At 67.3% G+C, this 18,809-nt stretch carries 16 protein-coding genes; 6 read left to right on the plus strand and 10 right to left on the minus strand.

Features of this window, described 5'->3' with window-relative positions; genetic code table 11:
- The first annotated feature begins 35 nt into the window (after positions 1–35).
- Both ACAG20_RS01740 and ACAG20_RS01745 read left to right on the plus strand, forming a co-directional pair.
- Positions 36–1,688 carry a (2,3-dihydroxybenzoyl)adenylate synthase gene (locus ACAG20_RS01740; protein ID WP_370491414.1) on the plus strand — a complete coding sequence of 551 codons (1,653 nt, stop codon included), beginning with the start codon at positions 36–38 and terminating at the stop codon, positions 1,686–1,688.
- The gene (locus ACAG20_RS01745; protein ID WP_370491309.1) at positions 1,685–6,841 is read left to right on the plus strand and encodes an SDR family NAD(P)-dependent oxidoreductase; all 5,157 of its coding nucleotides are present in this window, start codon (positions 1,685–1,687) and stop codon (positions 6,839–6,841) included. The genes ACAG20_RS01740 and ACAG20_RS01745 overlap by 4 nt, the downstream gene beginning before the upstream one ends.
- 44 nt (positions 6,842–6,885) lie before the next feature.
- On the opposite strand, the gene ACAG20_RS01750 is transcribed toward ACAG20_RS01745, so the two are convergent.
- Positions 6,886–7,155 carry a metal-sensitive transcriptional regulator gene (locus ACAG20_RS01750; protein WP_112684015.1) on the minus strand — a complete coding sequence of 90 codons (270 nt, stop codon included), beginning with the start codon at positions 7,153–7,155 and terminating at the stop codon, positions 6,886–6,888.
- Positions 7,156–7,402: 247 nt separating this feature from the next.
- Here ACAG20_RS01750 and ACAG20_RS01755 point away from each other — a divergent pair, with 247 nt between their 5' ends.
- Complete coding sequence (locus ACAG20_RS01755; protein ID WP_370491415.1) at positions 7,403–7,672, plus strand: hypothetical protein; 270 nt, start codon at positions 7,403–7,405, stop codon at positions 7,670–7,672.
- A 21-nt stretch (positions 7,673–7,693) separates the two neighbouring features.
- On the opposite strand, the gene hemW is transcribed toward ACAG20_RS01755, so the two are convergent.
- The 3 genes from hemW to ACAG20_RS01770 are packed head-to-tail and all read right to left on the minus strand — an operon-like array spanning position 7,694 to position 9,869.
- On the minus strand, positions 7,694–8,872 hold the full coding sequence (gene hemW / locus ACAG20_RS01760; RefSeq protein ID WP_370491310.1) for a radical SAM family heme chaperone HemW: 1,179 nt from the start codon (positions 8,870–8,872) through the stop codon (positions 7,694–7,696).
- A 50-nt stretch (positions 8,873–8,922) separates the two neighbouring features.
- Complete coding sequence (locus ACAG20_RS01765) at positions 8,923–9,330, minus strand: transglycosylase family protein (protein WP_370491311.1); 408 nt, start codon at positions 9,328–9,330, stop codon at positions 8,923–8,925.
- Positions 9,327–9,869: a hypothetical protein gene (locus ACAG20_RS01770; protein WP_234825518.1), complete on the minus strand. Its 543-nt coding sequence runs from the start codon at positions 9,867–9,869 to the stop codon at positions 9,327–9,329. The genes ACAG20_RS01765 and ACAG20_RS01770 overlap by 4 nt, the downstream gene beginning before the upstream one ends.
- A 411-nt stretch (positions 9,870–10,280) precedes the next feature.
- Here ACAG20_RS01770 and ACAG20_RS01775 point away from each other — a divergent pair, with 411 nt between their 5' ends.
- The 3 genes from ACAG20_RS01775 to ACAG20_RS01785 are packed head-to-tail and all read left to right on the plus strand — an operon-like array spanning position 10,281 to position 13,392.
- Positions 10,281–11,960 carry a nitrite/sulfite reductase gene (locus ACAG20_RS01775; RefSeq protein ID WP_370491312.1) on the plus strand — a complete coding sequence of 560 codons (1,680 nt, stop codon included), beginning with the start codon at positions 10,281–10,283 and terminating at the stop codon, positions 11,958–11,960.
- On the plus strand, positions 11,957–12,688 hold the full coding sequence (locus tag ACAG20_RS01780; protein WP_370491313.1) for a phosphoadenylyl-sulfate reductase: 732 nt from the start codon (positions 11,957–11,959) through the stop codon (positions 12,686–12,688). The genes ACAG20_RS01775 and ACAG20_RS01780 overlap by 4 nt, the downstream gene beginning before the upstream one ends.
- A complete protein-coding gene (locus ACAG20_RS01785) occupies positions 12,667–13,392 on the plus strand; it encodes a sirohydrochlorin chelatase (RefSeq protein WP_370491314.1) in 726 nt (241 codons plus the stop codon). The genes ACAG20_RS01780 and ACAG20_RS01785 overlap by 22 nt, the downstream gene beginning before the upstream one ends.
- 14 nt (positions 13,393–13,406) lie before the next feature.
- Here ACAG20_RS01785 and ACAG20_RS01790 read toward each other — a convergent pair whose 3' ends face one another.
- From ACAG20_RS01790 to ACAG20_RS01815, 6 genes are all read right to left on the minus strand, one after another.
- On the minus strand, positions 13,407–14,303 hold the full coding sequence (locus ACAG20_RS01790) for a hypothetical protein (RefSeq protein WP_370491315.1): 897 nt from the start codon (positions 14,301–14,303) through the stop codon (positions 13,407–13,409).
- Between the two features lie 106 nt (positions 14,304–14,409).
- Positions 14,410–15,429 (minus strand): sulfate/molybdate ABC transporter ATP-binding protein, encoded by a 1,020-nt coding sequence (locus tag ACAG20_RS01795; RefSeq protein WP_112684007.1) that lies wholly within the window; start codon positions 15,427–15,429, stop codon positions 14,410–14,412.
- On the minus strand, positions 15,426–16,241 hold the full coding sequence (gene cysW / locus ACAG20_RS01800; protein WP_370491316.1) for a sulfate ABC transporter permease subunit CysW: 816 nt from the start codon (positions 16,239–16,241) through the stop codon (positions 15,426–15,428). Before cysW ends, ACAG20_RS01795 begins: the two co-directional genes overlap by 4 nt.
- Positions 16,241–17,098, minus strand: a complete 858-nt coding sequence (gene cysT / locus ACAG20_RS01805) for a sulfate ABC transporter permease subunit CysT (RefSeq protein ID WP_370491317.1) — start codon at positions 17,096–17,098, stop codon at positions 16,241–16,243. Before cysT ends, cysW begins: the two co-directional genes overlap by 1 nt.
- Entirely contained in the window at positions 17,095–18,114 is a 1,020-nt protein-coding gene (locus ACAG20_RS01810; protein WP_112684004.1) for an extracellular solute-binding protein, read from the minus strand. The genes cysT and ACAG20_RS01810 overlap by 4 nt, the downstream gene beginning before the upstream one ends.
- Before the next feature lie 378 nt (positions 18,115–18,492).
- Positions 18,493–18,696 (minus strand): hypothetical protein, encoded by a 204-nt coding sequence (locus tag ACAG20_RS01815; protein WP_370491318.1) that lies wholly within the window; start codon positions 18,694–18,696, stop codon positions 18,493–18,495.
- Between the last annotated feature and the right edge of the window lie 113 nt (positions 18,697–18,809).

The following is an 18,809-nucleotide window of genomic DNA, read 5'->3' on the forward strand; positions in this document are numbered from 1 at the left end:
CACCACCATGATTGACCGAGGGGTGGTTCGACTGGATGAGCGTTGTGCTCCAGCCCGAACCCGACGGACTCCTCGCCGGCTTCGTGCCCTTCCCGGCTGACCGCGCCACCGAGTATCGACAAGCGGGTTACTGGACCGGACGCACCTTGGACTCGATCCTCACCGAGGCGGCGGCCACGTGGCCACAGCGGCCTGCGGTCATCGATTCGGCCCGCAGCTATTCCTTTGCCGAACTCGATTCGGCTGCCGACCGTTTCGCGGCAGGCCTGGCGCGGCTCGGCATCGCTGCGGACGACCGCGTCCTGCTTCAGCTGCCGAACTCGACACAGTTCGCGCTGGCGTTTTTCGGCATACTGCGGGCCGGCGCCGTGCCGGTGATGTGCTTGCCGGGCCACCGTGCCGCCGAGCTCGGCCACTTCGCCGACGTGAGTGACGCGGTGGCTCTGATAATCGCCGACCGTGCAGGCGGTTTCGATTACCGCGAACTTGCCGCGCGCGTCACCGAAAGCCGCCCCAGGCTGCAGCACGTCATCGTCGATGGAGATCCCGGACCGTTCACGGCGTGGTCGACAGTTGCCCAATGCGCCGGTCCGGCCCTTCAGCGCGTCGATGTCGACACCACCACGCCCGCTCTGCTGCTGGTATCGGGTGGCACGACCGGCATGCCCAAGCTCATTCCCCGCACCCATGACGACTACGTCTACAACACGACCGCCTGCGCTCAGGCGTGCGAACTGACCGGCGACGACGTCTACCTGGTGGCGCTTCCCGCCGGTCATAACTTTCCGCTGGGATGCCCGGGAATGTTGGGCGCGATGTCGGTGGGCGCCGCCACGGTGTTCACCGCCGACCCCAGCCCCGAAGCCGCTTTTGCGCTGATCCACCGGCACGGCGTGACCGCCACCGCGCTGGTCAACGCCCTGGCGAAGCTGTGGGCTCAAGCCTGCGATTGGGAGCCGAATCCGCCGACAGCGCTGCGATTGCTGCAAGTGGGTGGATCACGGATGGCGCCCGACGAAGCCCGCTATCTCCGGGAGACCCTGGGGCCGGGGCTGCAGCAGATTTTCGGAATGGCCGAGGGAATGCTGAATTTCACTCGCCCCGGCGACCCCGCCGAGGTCGTCGAGCAGACGCAGGGCCGGCCGATGTCACCACACGACGAACTGCGCGTCGTCGACGACAACGGCCAGGACGTGGCGCCGGGTGAGGAAGGCGAACTGCTGGTGCGCGGGCCGTACACGCTCAACGGCTACTACCGAGCGGATCAGGCCAATGCGCGGTCGTTCAGCCCCGATGGATTCTTCCGGACCGGAGACCAGGTGCGTATCTTCGCCGACGGTCCGCTCGCCGGCAACGTGGAAGTCACCGGGCGGATCAAGGACGTGATTCACCGTGGCGGTGAGACAGTTTCGGCGTCTGACATCGAGGAGCACATCCTTACCCACCCGGCTGTCTCGGCTGCCGCCGCGATTGCGCTACCGGACGAGTTTCTGGGTGAAAAGATCTGCGCTGCAGTGACCTTCAAGAGCGAGCAGATCGGCCTCGCCGAACTCAACCGCTACCTGGACGAGCGCGGCGTCTCTGCCCATTCTCGCCCGGACATGCTCGTTGCGATGCCCTCGCTGCCCATCACCGCCGTCGGGAAGGTCGACAAGAAGCAGATCGTCGCCCAGGTGGGCAGCAGATGACGACTCGCGGCATCCACCAGCACGCCGTCCCCTCCGACGACACTGCCGAACCTATCGCCATCATCGGCATCGGATGCCGACTGGCCGGTGATATCGCCACACCGGCGGACTTCTGGCGGTTTCTGCTCGACCGTCGCAGTGCGGTTCGGCAGGTACCTGCCGAACGCTGGGAGCCGTATCTGCGGCGTGACCCGCGAAACGCCGCGGTGCTGCGGGACACCACACCGTGGGGCACCTTCTTAGACGATCTTGCCGGCTTCGACGCGGAGTTCTTCGGCGTCTCGCCGCGCGAGGCCGAACTGATGGATCCGCAGCAGCGTCTCGCACTCGAAGTGTGCTGGGAGGCAATCGAGCACGCCGGTATCGCACCCCGGTCGTTGGCGGGCAGCGACACCGCGGTGTTGATGGGGGTCAACGCCGACGACTACGGCAAGTTGATCATGGAAGACCTGCCCGGCATCGAGGCCTGGGCCGGCATCGGAACAGCACTGTGCGGAGTCGCCAACCGGGTCTCACACCTACTTGATCTTCGTGGTCCCAGTGTCGCCCTCGACGCGGCGTGCGCCGCATCGTTGGTGGCGGTACATCAAGCGTGTCAGCAATTACGTACCGGCGAAACGTCACTCGCGCTGGCTGGCGGCGTGAGCGCGCTGATCGGGCCCGGTTTGACCCGGGTGCTCGATCAGGCTGGCGCCACCGCACCGGACGGTCGGTCCAAAACGTTCGACATGGCGGCCGACGGCTACGGCCGCGGAGAGGGCGCGGCAGTGGTGGTCCTCAAGCGTCTCGGCGACGCCAGACGGGACGGCAACCCGGTGCTGGCCGTGGTCCGTGGTGGCGCGGTCGCCCATGACGGCAACACGCCGGGCATCATGTCGCCCAACGGTAGGGCCCAGGAAGATCTGTTCCGGCTTGCCTGCGCGTCCGCCGAGATCGAGCCCACCAGCGTTGACTTCGTCGAGGCGCACGGGACCGGTACACCGGTCGGCGATCGGGTCGAACTGGCCGCTCTCGCTGCGGTATACGGCGCCGGACGCTCCTCGACCGCGCCGTGCCTGGTCGGATCGGTGAAGCCCAATACGGGCCACCTCGAAGGCGGAGCGGGGGTGGTCGGCCTCATCAAGGCGGCACTGGCGCTCCATCAGGAGGCAATCCCGCCGACAGCCGGGATCAGCAAACTCACCACAGCCATCGACTGGGCGGACAGCGGCCTGCGGGTCGCCACCGAGGTCGAGGCCTGGCCCCGACAGCAGCACAGACGGCGCCGCGCCGCGGTGTGCAGTTACGGCTATGGGGGCACCATCGCCCACATCGTCCTGGAAGAAGCGCCGCCGGGGCCCGCCGAGCACCCCGGGCCGGTCCCGGCGCCCGCTGCCGTGCCGGTCGTCGTTCCGATCTCCGCGCGCACGCACGCCCGATTGGCTCGCCAGGCCGATGCATTGGCCGGCCACCTGCGAGCCCGCGACTGCTCCGTGGAACAGGTGGCGGCGACACTGTGGACCCGGCGTTCGCACGACCGGATCCGCGCGGCCGTGCTCGCCGACAACTGCGACGAACTGGTGGCCGGTCTGGATTCGCTGGCGAACGACGCCCAACAACCTGCCGTGGTCACCGGTGCCGTGGTACCCGGCGGCTCGGATGGCGCCGTCTGGGTTTTCTCCGGGCATGGATCGCACTGGGAGGGCATGGGCAGCGAACTGCTGACAAATGAGCCCGCCTTCGCCGCCGTCATCGACGAAATCGATCCGGTATTTCAAGCGGAGTTGGGATTCTCCGCCCGCGAAGCGCTGAGCACCGGAGACCTGGGCGCCACCGACCGGGTGCAGGCGTTGACCTTCGCGATTCAAGCCGGCCTCGCCGCATTGTTGGCCGAGCGCGGCGTCACTCCGGCAGCCATCATCGGTCATTCGGTCGGCGAGGTCGCCGCATGCGTGGCAGCCGGTGTTCTCGACTTGGCGCAGGGAGCCAAAGTGGCGTGCTACCGGGCCCGCGGTTTCCGCAGGGTCGCCGGACACGGCGCGATGGCGCTGGTGGGACTCTCACTCGAGGAGGCACAACGGCGCCTGTGCCAGCGAAGCGACGTGGTGGCGGCGATCAGCGCCACACCTGAGTCCGCGGTGGTCTCCGGCACCGTCGAGGCAATCGATCAGATCTGCCAACGCTGTTCGGACGACGGCATTTCGGCGCGTCGGGTGAACACCGACGTGGCCTTCCACAGCCCGCAGATGGACGCACTCACCCACGACCTTGCCCGGCTTACCGCAGGACTCCCGCCGGCAGACGAACCCTCCGTCCCGCTGTACACGACCGCGCTGGACGATCCCCGCTCAACGGCGCCCCGCGACTCGCGCTATTGGGTGGCCAACCTACGGGGTCAAGTGCGATTCGCTGAGGCCGTTATCGCCGCGGCCGACGACGGGCACCGACTGTTTCTGGAGATATCAGCCCATCCGGTGGTCTCGCACTCGATTGCCGAAACGTTGTCACACCTCGGGATCGACGAGCACGGCGTGGTCCCCACCCTCCGGCGTCAACAGCCCGAGCTGCGCGCGGTCACCCGTGCGCTGGCTTCGCTGTACTGCCACGGGGCGTCGTTCCCGCACGGCGTCACGGCCACCTCGCCCTGGACCGACAACCTGCCGGTCACCCAATGGCAGCATCAGCACTTGTGGCGCACTCCGACTCCCCCACCGGCCGGCGGCGGGATTCACGACGTCGATACCCACACGCTCCTAGGCGGCCCAGTGGATATCACCGGCGCCGTTCCCACCCGCATGTGGCAGACCCGGCTGGATATGTCCAACCGGCCCTATCCCGGCGATCATCCCGTACAGGGCACCGAGATCGTCCCCGCCGCCGTTCTCCTGAACACGATGCTGAACGCCGCCACAACGGATTTGGCAGATGTGCGGCTACGCACGCCGGTCGCACCCGGACGGACCCGCGACATCCAGGTGGTGCTGCAGGAACACTGCCTGAGCCTGGCCTCACGCCTCGTGGAGCCAGACGACACGCCGGCCGGGGGCGGTTGGCTGACCCATTGCACGGCGGTTGCCGAGGTCAACAACGACGTCGCAGCGCCGGCCTTCGAACTGCCGGCCGTGCAACGACGTTGCACGGAGGTGCTGCCTTCGACCCGCGTCATCGACCTGCTGGAATCGCTCGGTGTCACCGCCATGGGATTCGAGTGGGAGATCCTGGAACTGCGCTGCGGCGACGGCGAATTGCTGGCGCGGGTCAACGCCGAGCCGGACGGATCGACTCCGGCGACCTGGGCAGGACTTCTCGATGCCGCGACATCGACGGCGTCGGTCCTTTTCAGCGACCCCGGACGCCTCAAGATGCCCGCGCGTATTGAGCGGGTGGCGGTGTGCGGCCCGCCTTGCGGCGAGGCCGTACTCCACGCGCGCCGCCGCGCAGCAGGAGCGATCACCGACGTCGTGATCACCGACCTTGCCGGCACGGTGCTGGTCGCGATGACCGGGTTGGCCTTCGAAGATCTCGAGCGGTCCGGAGCACGTGAATCCAGCCGCCTGGTACACAGATTGGCGTGGCACCCGACAGCGTGGCGTGACACCGATCGCCCCGAGCACGTCACCCTGATCGGCGGCACCGACGAAACGCGAGCATGGTGTACCCGCGATCTGGCCGCTGCCGGCGTGCCTACCCGCAGCGTTGCAGACCCTGCGGAACTAAGGTCTGGTGACGCAAGCTCTGGTTCCGGTGCGGTGGTCCTGGTATTGACCGAGCCGCGCGATGAGCCGAGGGTGTCCATCGACTTAGTCCTGCGGACACTGAAATGCCTGGTAGGACAGGGCTCTAAGGCACGGCTGTGGGTGCTGACCCGAAACGTGCATGAAGGCACCGATATCGAGCAGGCGCCGCTATGGGGTCTGTCCCGGGTGGCCGCCGCCGAACACCCTCAGCTCTGGGGCGGGGTCTTGGACCTGTTTGAGGAGCTGTCCGAGCCCCAGCTGCCCGTACCCGCGCTGAGTTCCCTGACCGGACACGGGGTGGTGGTGGTGCGTGACGGCATCGCCTACACCGCACGCCTGGCGCCCGCGACGTGCGTCGGTGAACCGATGCAGTGCTCGCCGGGCGGTACCTACCTGATCACCGGGGGTACCGGCGCCCTCGGACGGCAGATGGCCCACCGGTTGGTCGACCTCGGCGCCAGACGCCTTGTGCTCGTGTCGCGTTCGGGAATGCCGGACAGGGCACTCGCGGATGCCCCGGCGAACCCGGGGTTGGCGCAGACGGTCCGATCGCTGGAGGAACGCGGGGTATTCGTGCGAGTGGCCGCCGTCGACATCGGCGCAGCCGGGGCTGCGGCGGCCCTGCACCACGCGTTGAGGGATCTGCCGCCGGTACTCGGGGTAGTGCATGCCGCAGGTATCGAGACCGGCGCGCTGCTGACTGACACCACGCTTGCGCAGGTCGACGCTTCCATGCACGCAAAAGTCACCGGCGCACGGGTGCTTGATGAAATGTTCCCACCGGGGACGCTGAACTGGATGCTGCTGTTCTCGTCATGTGGTTACCTCACCGGCTTTCCGGGTCAGGGCGCCTACGCGTGCGGAAATGCGTTTCTCGATGCGTTCGCCCGGCAACGCCGCAAGCTGGGTGACCGAACCATCAGCGTCGCCTGGACGGCGTGGCGTGGTCTGGGGATGGGGTCGACCTCCGAGTACGTTGCCGCGCAGCTCGAGTCCATGGGGATGGAAACCGTCAGCGCCGACGATGCGATGTGGGCGCTGGACCTGGCGATGCGCGATGACCAAGCCAACGCTGTCGTACTGCCGGTCACGCCGCTCGCGGCGTCGGTAGCCATGCTTGCCGACATCGCCCCCGCCGAATCCGACGTCGTCGAATCGCGCGATCCGGTACAGGCGGGCTTGCCCGAGGATCCCGCCGAGGCCTCCGATTGGGTGGCGGAACGGGTATTCGCCGCGATAGCGGGCCAACTCGGTCTCCCCGAGGACGGCGTAGACCCCCACCTTCCGTTGATCGAAATGGGCGTCGACTCGATCATGACCGTCGCCGTGCGACGTCGATTGGAAAAGCAGATCGGGCTGACGCTGTCGCCGACGCTGCTGTGGGAGCATCCGACGGCGGCCGCGGTGACGAAAAAGATCCTCGAACTGCTCGCGTAGCCCTCGGCTGGCCCGGCATGCGGTGTCGCGACGGTACCGGCCCGTCAAGCCAGGGCAAGGAACAATTTTTCGAGTTCGTCCTCGGTGAGCGGGGCTTTTCCGCTGTCGGAGTCGCCGGTCAGGCATTCGCGAAGCCCACTGGCGACGATCTTGAAACCTGCCCGGTCCAGCGCGCGCGAAACCGCGGCAAGCTGCGTGACGACTTCCTTGCAGTCCCGGCCGCTTTCAATCATCGCGATCACGCCGGCAAGCTGGCCGTGGGCACGGCGCAGCCGGTTCAGCACCGCCTTGACGCTCTCGTCGTCACCAACCACGTCAGACCCCTTCCCGCATCACCCCCCTTTATACCCTGCCGGGTATCTCACCCGTCGATCTTGACCTTCGGCCTCCGAGTAGGCGGTCCGGGCCGCCGCGGATCGTGACGCTCACCGCTGCACCGCCGGCGCGGTGAGGTGTTACGGGCGTTCACGATTCGGTATCGGTCCTCACACAACGGTTGGCAAGTAGGGCGCCCGTACGGAATATGGAGACATGCTAAGCATTCGAAACTTCGTGGGAACGATGTTCGTAGCCGGCGCCGCTGCGGCGATCGCTGTCGCCCCGACCGGCCTGGTGCCGGCAGCTACGACCGATCAGACCGGTCAGACCGTAGTGGCCCAACCGCACGGTTCCGGTGGGCCCGACGGCAACGGCGGTGGCAGTGGCTGTGGACACGACGCCGGCTGGCAGGGCTGCGGCGGCTTCATCCCCGGTCAGGGCGGTTTCGGCCATGGCTGCTTCAACGGCATCTGCGGCAGCTGGGACGGCGGGCGCGGCTGGTTCAGCGGCTGACCTGTCGCTCCGCTGCGGCGGCTACCCCAGCAGCGAACGCACCACCGCATCGGCCAGCAGCCGCCCGCGGTCGGTGAGCACCAGCCGGTCGCCGTCGACGCACAGCAAGCCATCGTCGACGGCGGACTCGGCGCGTTCGCGCTCACCCGGATCCAGAACCGCCAGCGCCAGCCCCTCGCGCATGCGTAACCGCAACATCACCTCTTCGGTGTGCCGGTCGACCTCGGAGAGTTCCTCGAAGCCCGCGATCGGCAGCGTCATCTCGCCCAGGAGCTGCGCGTAGGCGTTGGGGTGCTTGACGTTCCAAAACCGCAGCGCGCCGTCGTAGCCGTGAGCCCCCGGGCCCGCACCCCACCATCGGCCGCCGTTCCAGTAGCCCAGATTGTGCCGGCAGGCCGCGCCGGGACGGGCCCAGTTCGACACCTCATACCAGTCCATCCCGCCCGCCCGAAGCCGGCTGTCGACCAGCTCGTAGCGATGCGCCATCACGTCGTTGTCTGGCAGGGGCAGTTCGCCGCGCCGCACCCGTCGGGCCAGCGCGGTGCCGTCCTCGACGATCAGGCTGTACGCCGAGACATGGTCGGCACCCGCCTCCAGCGCGGCGTCCACCGAGCGAAGCAGATCATCGTCGGACTCACCCGGGGTGCCGTAGATCAAGTCGATGTTGAGGTGTTGGAAGCCGGCTGCGCTCGCCTCGCGGGCAGCAGCAACCGGCCGGCCCGGCGAGTGGATGCGGTCCAGGGTGGCCAGTACCTGCGGCGCCACCGACTGCATGCCGAGCGACACCCGGGTATAGCCGGCAGCCAGGATCGACTCGAAGAACTCCGGCGACGTCGACTCCGGGTTGGCCTCGGTGGTGACCTCGGCGTCGTCGGAGAGCCCGAAATGCTCGCGCACATGATCGAGCACCGCCGCCAGCCGCGCTGAGCCCAGCAGCGAGGGCGTGCCGCCGCCGACGAACACGGTGTCGGCGCGTGGGCCGCCCAGCCGGGCGGCGGCCAGCTCCAGCTCCCTGGCCAGCGCCGCCACCCAGGCGTCGGGGTTGGCCCCGCCCAGTTCAGCCGGGGTGTAGGTGTTGAAGTCGCAGTACCCGCAGCGGGTGAAGCAGAACGGGACATGCACATACACCCCGAACGGGCTTTGCTGGTCAAATCGGGCCGGCGCCAGCTCGGGCAGCGCTACCGCGGTCGCGGTCGTCATAGGGCCCGATCATCCCACGACGCTAGGTACCGCGATGCCGGGTAGCTACTTCAGTCGGCCGGTACGGCCGGCCCTACGGTGTCCTCGAACAGCGCCGACAGATAGTGGGTCAGCGAGCCAACCGGGGCCGCCCCGGCACCGGTGGTGGCCGCGGCGCCGCGGGACGCGCATGCCGGCCAGGCGGCCGGCCCCTCGCTGGCCATGATGCGCTTGGCCACAGCGATCTGCTGCTGCCGGCTGGCGTCCGACGGCAGCCCGACTCCACCGTTGGCATCCCAGGTCGCGGCACTGATCTGCAAACCGCCGTAGTCGCCGTTACCGGAATCGGCCGCCCAGTCGCCACCGGATTCACAGTTGGCGATGGCCTCCCAGTTGATCGGGTCGGCGTGGGCCAGCGCGGTCAGTTCGGCAGTACCGATCAGCAGCACACCGGCCGCCAGCGCTGTGAGTTTCCTCATACCAACTCCACCTTGCTGGCCAGCCACCGGCCGTCGATCCGGTCCATGGTCATCCGGATCCGGCTGCGGTCGATCACCGGTTCGGGGTTGTCGGCGTTGCGCACCGCCTGGTTGACCAGCAGCACGACCACGGCATGGTTCCGGTCGGCGGACTTGACCACCGCTTCGGCGACGTGGCCGCGCGCGGTCGCCTTGTTGTCGATCAGCAGCTGGCGCAGCCTGGCCGCAGACCGGGCATGCATCGCGTCGAACTCGCCGGTGGCGCCGTCGGCGATGTCGGCGAAGCTCCGGTCTACGTCGTCGGCGTCGATGTTGGTCAGCCGCAACACATATGCCTCGGCCACATCGAGGGCCTGCTGGCCGGCGATATGGGTTTCGTAATGCCGGACCGCCAGCCAACCGCCGCCGCCCACCGCGGCCACCAGGGTCGCGATGGCCAGCCAGCGTCGCAGCATGGCGCGTCCGTTGGTCCGCGGCGGCGGTTCAGGCGCCGGTGGCGGTTCCCACACCGGCTCCCATCCGAAGTCGACGACACTCACCTGTCCCACCCGCCTTCCGATCGGCTTTCCATCAGCTCGTTGGGTGCGGTCCGCACCCGGATCCGCACAAACCCGGCTGTCCCGATCCGGTCCTCCCGTACCGACCGCTTCGCCCTCGGGCCCCAACTGAGTTTTACGCACGCTGATCACAACTTTGCGCCGGTAAGGAAGATTTTCGGCATCCATGGCATAATCGGCCGTGTGACTGCCGCCTACTGCACCGCATCCGGGGTTGCCCTGGTGGCTCGGCGGCACATCGATTTCAAGCGGGTTTGCACCTGTCGCTGTCTGCCTTGATGTCGTAGAGCCGCCCACCTGTATCTTCCAGCTGGCCGACGGATCTGCGCCGCCGGACTCAGCCACCGGTGACCCGCGCTCCATCCCGCCAGCTCCTTTTTCGAAGGAGAATCGATGACCGCCACCCCGTCCGCGCCGAGCAAGGGCCGGCAGCGCAGCGAGGCCCAGTGGGCACTCGGTGAGACCGAACCGGTCAACAGCAACGAACAGTTCAAGAAGGATGACCCGGCGCTCAACGTGCAGGCGCGCATCATCGACGTCTACTCCAAACAGGGCTTCGACAGCATCCCCAAGGACGACCTGCGTGGCCGGTTCCGCTGGATGGGTCTCTACACCCAGCGTGAGCAGGGTTACGACGGCACCTTCACCGGCGATGAGAACGCCGACCTGCTGGAGGCCAAATACTTCATGATGCGGGTGCGCTGCGACGGCAAGGCGCTGTCGACCACCGCGATGCGCACCCTCGGTCAGATCTCGGTCGATTACGCCCGGGGCACCGCCGACATCACCGACCGGCAGAACCTGCAATACCACTGGATCGAGATCGAGAAGGTTCCAGAGATCTGGGATCGCCTCGCCGCCGTCGGTCTGCAGACCCTGGAGGCCTGCGGCGACTGCCCGCGCGGCATGCTGGGCTCACCGCTGGCCGGGGAGTCTCTCGATGAGGTGCTCGACGCCTCCCCCGCGCTCGACGAGATCGTCCGGCGCTACATCGGCAAGCCCGAGTACGCCAACCTGCCACGCAAGTACAAGACCGCGGTGTCGGGCCTGCAGGACGTCGCCCACGAGATCAACGACATCTCCTTCATCGGCGTCAACCATCCCGAGCACGGGCCCGGCCTGGACCTGTGGGTCGGTGGCGGCCTGTCGACCAACCCGATGCTGGCCAAGCGGCTCGGCGCGTGGGTGCCGCTGGATGAGGTTCCGGACGTCTGGGAAGCCGTCACCCGGGTCTTCCGCGACTACGGCTACCGCCGGCTGCGGTCCAAGGCCCGGCTGAAGTTCCTGGTCAAGGACTGGGGCGTGGAAAAGTTCCGCGAGGTTCTCGAAACCGAGTACCTGGGCCGCAAGCTGATCGACGGCCCGGCCCCTGCCCAGCCCACCGCGACCATCGACCATGTCGGAGTGCAGAAGCTCCGCAACGGCCACAACGCGGTCGGGGTGGCCCCGATCTCCGGCCGGGTCAACGGCGCCACGCTGCTCAAGATCGCCGAACTGATGGAACAGGTCGGTAGCGACCGCGCCCGGTTCACCCCATATCAGAAGCTGATCATCCTCGACGTTCCCGACGAGAAGCTCGACGGCCTGCTGACCGAACTTGAGGCGCTGGGCCTGCCGGCCAACCCGTCGCCGTGGCGGCGCAACCTGATGGCCTGCACCGGCCTGGAGTTCTGCAAGCTGTCGTTCGTTGAGACGCGGGTGCGCGCGCAAAGCCTGGTGCCCGAACTCGAGCAGCGTCTGGATGACCTCAACGCGCAGTTGGACGTCCCGGTCACCGTCAACATCAACGGTTGCCCCAACTCGTGCGCCCGCATTCAGGTGGCCGACATCGGGTTCAAGGGCCAGATGATCGATGACGGCAACGGCAACTCGGTCCCGGGTTTCCAGGTGCACCTCGGCGGCAGCCTGGGCGCCGACAGCGGTTTCGGCCGAAAGCTGCGTCAACACAAGGTGTTCAACGACGACCTCGGTGACTACATCGACCGGGTGGTGCGCAATTTCATCAAGCAGCGCAACGCCGGCGAGCGATTCGCGCAGTGGGCGGTGCGGGCCGAGGAAGACGACCTGCGATGAGGCCGCACAGCGAAGACGAGTTGCGAGAACTGGCCGCCAAGGGGGCGGCCGAGCTCGACGGCGCCACCGCCGCCGAGCTGCTGGAGTGGACCGAGGCGAACTTCGGCGGCGTCAACGGACCGCGTGGCGGCGCCACCTGCAACTACGTGGTGGCCTCCAATATGGCCGACGCTGTGCTGGTGGATCTGGCGGCCAAGGTGCGCCCGGGGGTACCGGTGCTGTTCCTCGACACCGGGTACCACTTCGCCGAGACCATCGGCACCCGCGATGCGGTCGAGGCGATGTATGACATCGCGTTGGTCAACGTGACCCCCGAGCAGACCGTCGCCGAGCAGGACGCCGGCCACGGCAAGGATCTGTTCGCGTCGAATCCGGCGCTGTGCTGCCGGCTGCGCAAGGTCGAGCCGCTGGCCCGCACGCTGAGCGGCTACTCGGCGTGGGTGACCGGGCTGCGGCGGGTGGAGGCGCCGACCCGGGCCAACGCCCCGCTGATCAGCTTCGACGAGCAGTTCGGTCTGGTGAAGATCAACCCCATCGCGGCCTGGACCGACGAGGAGTTCAACTCCTACATCGCCGCGAACAACGTGCTGGTGAACCCGCTGATCGACGAGGGCTACCCGTCGATCGGCTGCGCGCCGTGCACCGTCAAGCCGGCGGCCGGTGCCGATCCGCGCAGCGGCCGCTGGGCCGGTAGCGCCAAGACCGAATGCGGGCTGCACGCCTCGTGACCACCCTGGTCTTGACGGCGCACGGCAGCCGGGATCCGCGCTCGGCCGCCAACACCCGGGCGATCGCCGGGCATCTGCGCCGGGTGGCGCCCGAACACGATGTGCGGGTGGCGTTTTGCGAACACAACACCCCGAATCTGCGCGAGGTGCTGGCCGACGTCGGCGACGACGCCATCGTGGTGCCGTTCCTGTTGGCCAGCGCCTACCACGCCCGCATCGACATCCCGGGGATGATCGAAGAATCCGGGGCGACCGTCCGGGTGGCGCCCACGTTGGGCGAAGACCGTCGGCTGGTGCAGGTGCTCGGTGAGCGGCTGACCTCGGCCGGGGTGTCGCGGTTCGACCCGCAGCTGGGCGTGGTGGCGGTCGCGGTCGGATCGTCGGACGCTGTCGCCAACGCCCGCACCGCGCGCGTCACCGACCGGTTGTCGCGCGGAACCCGTTGGACGGGTGTAGAAATGGCTTTCGCCACCATGGCGGGCTCGGTGTCGCAAGCGGCCGAGCGGCTCCGGGCGCGCGGCGCCGAGCGGCTGATGATCGCGCCGTGGTTCCTGGCGCACGGCAAGATCACCGATGGCATCGCCGAATACGCACGCCGCGAGGGCATTCCGATGGCCGAACCGCTCGGCGCGCACCGCCTGGTAGCCGCGACCGTGCTGGACCGGGTGGAGACGGCGCTGGCTGCCAAGGGCTTGGCTGCCTGATTACGCCGGTCGGGCTACGTGCCCGTCAGGAAGCGTGCGGCCGAGACCACCATATCGGCAAGCCCTTTGGCGACATTGTGGGCGACTTCGGTCGCGAACTGCGCGACCGGCAAGAGCGGGTCGGTGGCCCAGCCGATCCAGCTGCCAACTGTGTAGATCCAGCTGCCAACGGTATATAGCGGCGCGATGAACCAGTCATTGAGGAAGCGATATACCGAGTCCTCCACCTGGTTGTGGAGTTGGAGCGGGTCTGCCCACGGCGAATTGATGTCCGGAAGATTGCCGCCCGGGAAACCGTCGCCACCGGGGACACCCACACAACTGTTCATGTCGCCGGTGAGCTCCCAACATTGCATCATTTGCAGACTCTTTGCGATGTTCTCGTAGTAAGGGTCGTAGAACGCACGTTCGTCTGGAGAGAGGTAGACCCGCTGCGACGCATAATTCGCCAACACCGCTTGGTAGTACTCGATCTGTTCGTGGATACCTTCGGGAACGGTGGCAGCAGCGGAGCCTGCCGCATCATGAGTGGCCTCAGAATCGTAAGTCGCCCCGAAGTCGTGAGCCGCGGCAAACTCCTCCGCACCGACTACCGGTGGCGCCGGCGGGCCGGAATCCACGTCCACAACAGGCCCGGTTTCAGACGAGAGATGGATCAGCGAGCTATCGAGGTCCAGGTGCGGGTCGAAGGTAAGTCCATCCAGCAACGGCGGCAAATCAGCGTCACTCGTCACGTCGACCACCGGTGCCGCGAGGTCAGACAGTACGTCGTCGAAGTCAGGAATGTCGGCGTTGGCCGGGGCGCCGACGCTCAACGTGGCCGCGCCGAATGTCAAGGCCGCGGCCGTGACCGCCCGCAGTCGAGCGGCGCGACGCCACTGCTCCCGGCTTCCGTCAACGGAACGCGACATCGCAACACCCCCAAGTATATGAACAACCTGAAAACTACGTGAGCGACACGTTACGAAATTTAGTGGGCGATTGTCAACGAATCCAAACAAAACGACCGAAGGAAGGTCAGTTCACTGGGAACGTGGACTCGCGCAGCGGCGGCACCCGGGTGGCCCGCACATAGACGGTGTCCCCTTCGGCCAAGGCCAGCGCCTCGGCGTCGCCGCGGGTGATCTGGGCGATGAAGGGCGCATGGGTGGCGGCGTTGATCAGCTCGACACGGACCTCGAAGCCCAGCGCCACCACCCGGTGCACTACCGCGCGCAGCACCGCGGACGCCTCGGCGGTGTCGCCGACGGCGGCCACCGCCATCTCCGGGGTGCGACCGACCCGGATGTCGTGCGGGCGCACCAGGGCACCGTTGAGCGAGGACACCGCCCCGAGGAACGACATCACGAACGCGTTCGCCGGAGCGTCATAGACCTCGGTCGGGGAACCGAGCTGTTCGATACGGCCCTGATTGAGTACCGCGATACGGTCCGCGACATCCAGCGCCTCGGCCTGGTCGTGGGTGACGAGCACCGTGGTGACGTGGACCTCCTCGTGCAGCCGGCGCAGCCACGCCCGCAGATCCTCCCGTACCTTGGCGTCCAATGCCCCGAACGGCTCGTCGAGCAGCAGCACCTGCGGGTCCACCGCCAATGCCCGCGCCAACGCCATCCGCTGCCGCTGCCCACCGGAGAGCTGGTTGGGATAGCGGGCCTGAAACCCGCTGAGCCCGACCACTTCCAGCAGGTTGTCCACTTTCTCCTTGACCTCGGACTTGGGTCGTTTGCGGATCTTGAGCCCGAACGCCACGTTGTCGCGCACCGTCATGTGCTTGAACGCCGCATAGTGCTGGAACACGAATCCGATGCCGCGCCGCTGCGGCGGGACACCGGTGACGTCGACGCCGTTGATCGTCACCGTTCCGCTGTCCGGGTGGTCGAGGCCGGCGATCGCCCGCAACAGCGTGGACTTGCCCGAGCCGCTGGGGCCCAGCAGTGCGGTGAGGGACCCGGACGGCACCGCGAAGTTGACGTTGTCGAGTGCGACGAAGTCTCCGTAGCGTTTGTTGGCTCCGCGCACGCTGATTGCGTCGGTCATCTGCTCCCCTTTCCGGCCCGCCGCATGTCGAGCACCACAGAGACGATCAACACCAACGCCGAAACCGTCATCAACAGCGTCGACAAGGCGTAGGCGCCGTATTCGGCGCCGCGGTTGTAGCGGTCGGACACCAGCAGTGTCAGCGTCTGGGATGTGCCGGGCAGATTGGACGACACGATCAACACCGCGCCGTACTCACCCAGCGTGCGCGCCACGGTCAGCACGATTCCATAGGTCAGTCCCCACCGGATCGACGGAAGTGTGATCCGCCAGAACGTCTGCCACGAGCTTGAACCCAGCGTCGCGGCCGCTTCCTCCATGTCGGCGCCCAGTTCGTGCAGCACCGGTTCGACTTCCCGGATCACGAACGGCAGGGTGACGAAAATGCTGGCCAGTACGATGCCGGGCAGGCCGAAGATGATCTTGAGACCCCAACTGTTCTCCACGAAACCCAGCAACCCGGCCGATCCCCACAGCACGATCAGCGCGACCCCGACGATGACCGGCGACACCGCAAAAGGCAGGTCGATGATCGCCTGGAGCGCTCCCTTGCCGCGGAACCTGTTGCGGGCCAGCACCAGCGCCGTCGGGATACCGAAGGCGACGTTCAGCGGCACCACGATCGCCACCACCAGCAGCGACAGCTGCAACGCCGAAATCGCCGCCGGAGTGGAGATGTAGGCGAAGAACTGTCCGAATCCGGGCGCGAAGCTGCGCCACAGGATCAATGACACCGGAACGATCAGCAACAAGCCGATGTAGGTCAGCGCCAGAAAGCGGATGAGGTAACGGACTTTCGGTGACGGAGTCATCAGGACCGCTCCTGTCGCTTGGCCACCCGCGCACCCAGTACCCGCAGTGCCAGCAACACCAAGAACGAAACTGTGAGCAGTACAAGGGAGATCGCCGCGGCTCCGGTGCGGTCGTCGTTCTCGATCAGGGTCCGGATCCACTGCGAGGACACCTCGGTTTTACCGGGCACCGCCCCACCGATCAACACCACCGAGCCGAATTCGCCGATGGCCCGGGAGAATGCCAGGCCCGCTCCGGTCAGCAGCGCCGGAGTCAACGACGGCAAGATTACCGAACGAAAGATCGTCGCACCCGAGGCGCCCAGCGACGCGGCGGCCTCCTCGACCTCCCGATCGATCTCCAACAGCACTGGTTGTACCGCGCGCACCACGAACGGCAGGGTGACGAAGGCCAGCGCCAAACCGACGCCCCAGGCGGTGTGCTGCAGGTGCACGTTCACCGGGCTGGCCGGGCCGTACAGCGCCAGCATCACCAGGCTGGCGACGATGGTGGGCAACGCGAACGGCAGGTCAATGATGACGTCGATGAAACGCTTGCCGACGAAGTCGTCACGCACCAGTACCCAGGCAATCAGCAGCCCGAACGCGAGGTTGACAACGGTGACCCCGGTCGCGATCGTCAGCGTCACCCGGAAGGACTCCAGCGCGGCGTGCGAGGTGACTGCCAGCCGGAACGCCTGCCAGCCACCACCGGCGGCCTGCCAGCTCACCGCGGCCAGCGGCGCCAGCACGATCAGCGACAGCCACACCACCGCGGCACCCACCCGCAGCGAGACGCCTTCGCGATGCAACCCGGTGTACACCGGCGGCTCGTCTCCGCCGGTCCGGGTCGCCTCGGTGACCACGATCTCGGTCATCCGGTGGCCCGGGTGTAGACCTTGGTGATGGCGCCGCTGTCCTTGTCGAACAGACCGCTGTCGACGACCTCCCAACCGCCTAGATCGGCGACCGTCCACAGCTGGCCCGGCGCCGGGAACGCCTCGCGGAACTCGGCCGCCACGCTTGGGTCGACCGGACGGAAGCCCGCCTGCGCCCACAGCCGTTGCGCGGCGGGCGTGTACTGAAAGTTCTTGAACGCGGTGGCAGTGTCCAGGTGTCGGCTGGAGGTCACCACCGCCAGCGGATTCTCGATCTTGAACGTCTGCGGCGGATTCACGTGCTCCACGGGTTTGCCCTTGCGCTCGACGGCGATCGCCTCATTCTCGTAGCTGATCAATACATCGCCGCTGCCCTGCAGGAACACATCGGTGGCCTCCCGTCCCGAGCCCGGACGCAGCTTGACATGGTCGGTCACAAGTCTGTCGACGAAGTCCAGGCCGGCCTGCGGATTTTTGCCGCCCTCACTCTTGACGGCGTACGGGGCCAACAGATTCCACTTCGCGGATCCGGAACTCAGCGGGCTGGGAGTGATGACCTCGATGCCGGGCGCCAGGAGGTCGTCCCAGTCCTTGATGTGCTTGGGATTGCCCTGCCGCACCATCAGGGTCACCACCGAGCCGAACGGGATGCCCTTGGTGACGTCGGCGTTCCAGTCCTCGCCGATCTTGCCGGCCTTGACCAGCCTGGTGATGTCGGGTTCGACGGAGAAGTTCACGATGTCGGCGGGTTTGCCGTTGGCGACGCCACGAGACTGGTCGCCCGAGGCTCCGTAGGAGGTGACGACCTGCACGTCGGCGCCCGCCTCGGTGCCGTAGAAGGCCGGGATCACCTTGCTCCAGCCGGGTTCGGGCACCGCGTAGGCCACCAGGGTCAACGTGGTGTGAGCGTCGGACCGTTCACCGCCGCCGACGACGTCGCTGGGGCCGCCGCCGCACCCGGCGATCAGAATGGCGGCCAGACCGAGGGCAGCGCCACGGGTGACAGTGTGAGGCATTGGTGACCTTTCCGTGCAGACTGAGGGAATCGGTTCCCGTCGCGTGGCAAAGGTCATGGCCCGATGAATGAGAAGCCGGGCATTGCGACCCCCAAGCGCCGACGGGCGGGAGTCAGCGACAACAGTGCACGTCGGCCACAGCGCAATTACCCACGGCGATATACACCCGGAGGGCCGGGCCGCGGCACACTCCATCACCGGACGCTGCGAACATGCGGGGAAGCCTAACAGAACCCCGCGGTTCAGTGAGGCTCGACGGAGGAGAGCCGAAGCTGGAACCGCGGCACGGGCCCCCGCGGTTCAGCGGGTCAGCAGCCAGCTGACGATTACCAGCGCGATCAATCCGACCAGAATCAACGTCACCTGCGAACGCGGCATCTACCGGGCCTCGCCGTCGTCGGGGCGGACCCGTTCCAGTATCCGGATCCCCTGCCCCAGCATCGCGTCCAGCACCACCGCCAGGATGTAGGCCAACGCCAGCACCACCGGCATCACCACCGCGGTCTGGATCACGAAGCCGAGTCCGGATAGCCACAGCTCAACGCCGTCCCACCAGCTCAGGAAGCCACCCACCCCGCCCACCTTAGCGGCGATCGCGAGCGCGGCGAAGCCGGGCGAAGCGGATCGCCGCCATCAGCACCGCGGCGATCGCGAGCGCGGCGAAGCCGGGCGAAGCGGATCACCGCCCACAGCAC

The sequence above is a fragment of the Mycobacterium sp. pW045 genome, from assembly GCF_041287085.1.
Lineage (GTDB): Bacteria > Actinomycetota > Actinomycetes > Mycobacteriales > Mycobacteriaceae > Mycobacterium > Mycobacterium algericum_A.

Bases quoted from the DNA above. Each gene is read 5' to 3' on its own strand.
- ACAG20_RS01740 (WP_370491414.1), top strand. From the start codon at position 36: ATGAGCGTTGTGCTCCAGCCCGAACCCGACGGACTCCTCGCCGGCTTC.
- ACAG20_RS01745 (WP_370491309.1), top strand. From the start codon at position 1,685: ATGACGACTCGCGGCATCCACCAGCACGCCGTCCCCTCCGACGACACT.
- ACAG20_RS01755 (WP_370491415.1), top strand. From the start codon at position 7,403: ATGTTCGTAGCCGGCGCCGCTGCGGCGATCGCTGTCGCCCCGACCGGC.
- hemW (WP_370491310.1), bottom strand. From the start codon at position 8,872: ATGACGACCGCGACCGCGGTAGCGCTGCCCGAGCTGGCGCCGGCCCGA.
- ACAG20_RS01765 (WP_370491311.1), bottom strand. From the start codon at position 9,330: ATGAGGAAACTCACAGCGCTGGCGGCCGGTGTGCTGCTGATCGGTACT.
- ACAG20_RS01775 (WP_370491312.1), top strand. From the start codon at position 10,281: ATGACCGCCACCCCGTCCGCGCCGAGCAAGGGCCGGCAGCGCAGCGAG.
- ACAG20_RS01780 (WP_370491313.1), top strand. From the start codon at position 11,957: ATGAGGCCGCACAGCGAAGACGAGTTGCGAGAACTGGCCGCCAAGGGG.
- ACAG20_RS01785 (WP_370491314.1), top strand. From the start codon at position 12,667: ATGCGGGCTGCACGCCTCGTGACCACCCTGGTCTTGACGGCGCACGGC.
- ACAG20_RS01790 (WP_370491315.1), bottom strand. From the start codon at position 14,303: ATGTCGCGTTCCGTTGACGGAAGCCGGGAGCAGTGGCGTCGCGCCGCT.
- ACAG20_RS01795 (WP_112684007.1), bottom strand. From the start codon at position 15,429: ATGACCGACGCAATCAGCGTGCGCGGAGCCAACAAACGCTACGGAGAC.
- cysW (WP_370491316.1), bottom strand. From the start codon at position 16,241: ATGACTCCGTCACCGAAAGTCCGTTACCTCATCCGCTTTCTGGCGCTG.
- cysT (WP_370491317.1), bottom strand. From the start codon at position 17,098: ATGACCGAGATCGTGGTCACCGAGGCGACCCGGACCGGCGGAGACGAG.
- ACAG20_RS01810 (WP_112684004.1), bottom strand. From the start codon at position 18,114: ATGCCTCACACTGTCACCCGTGGCGCTGCCCTCGGTCTGGCCGCCATT.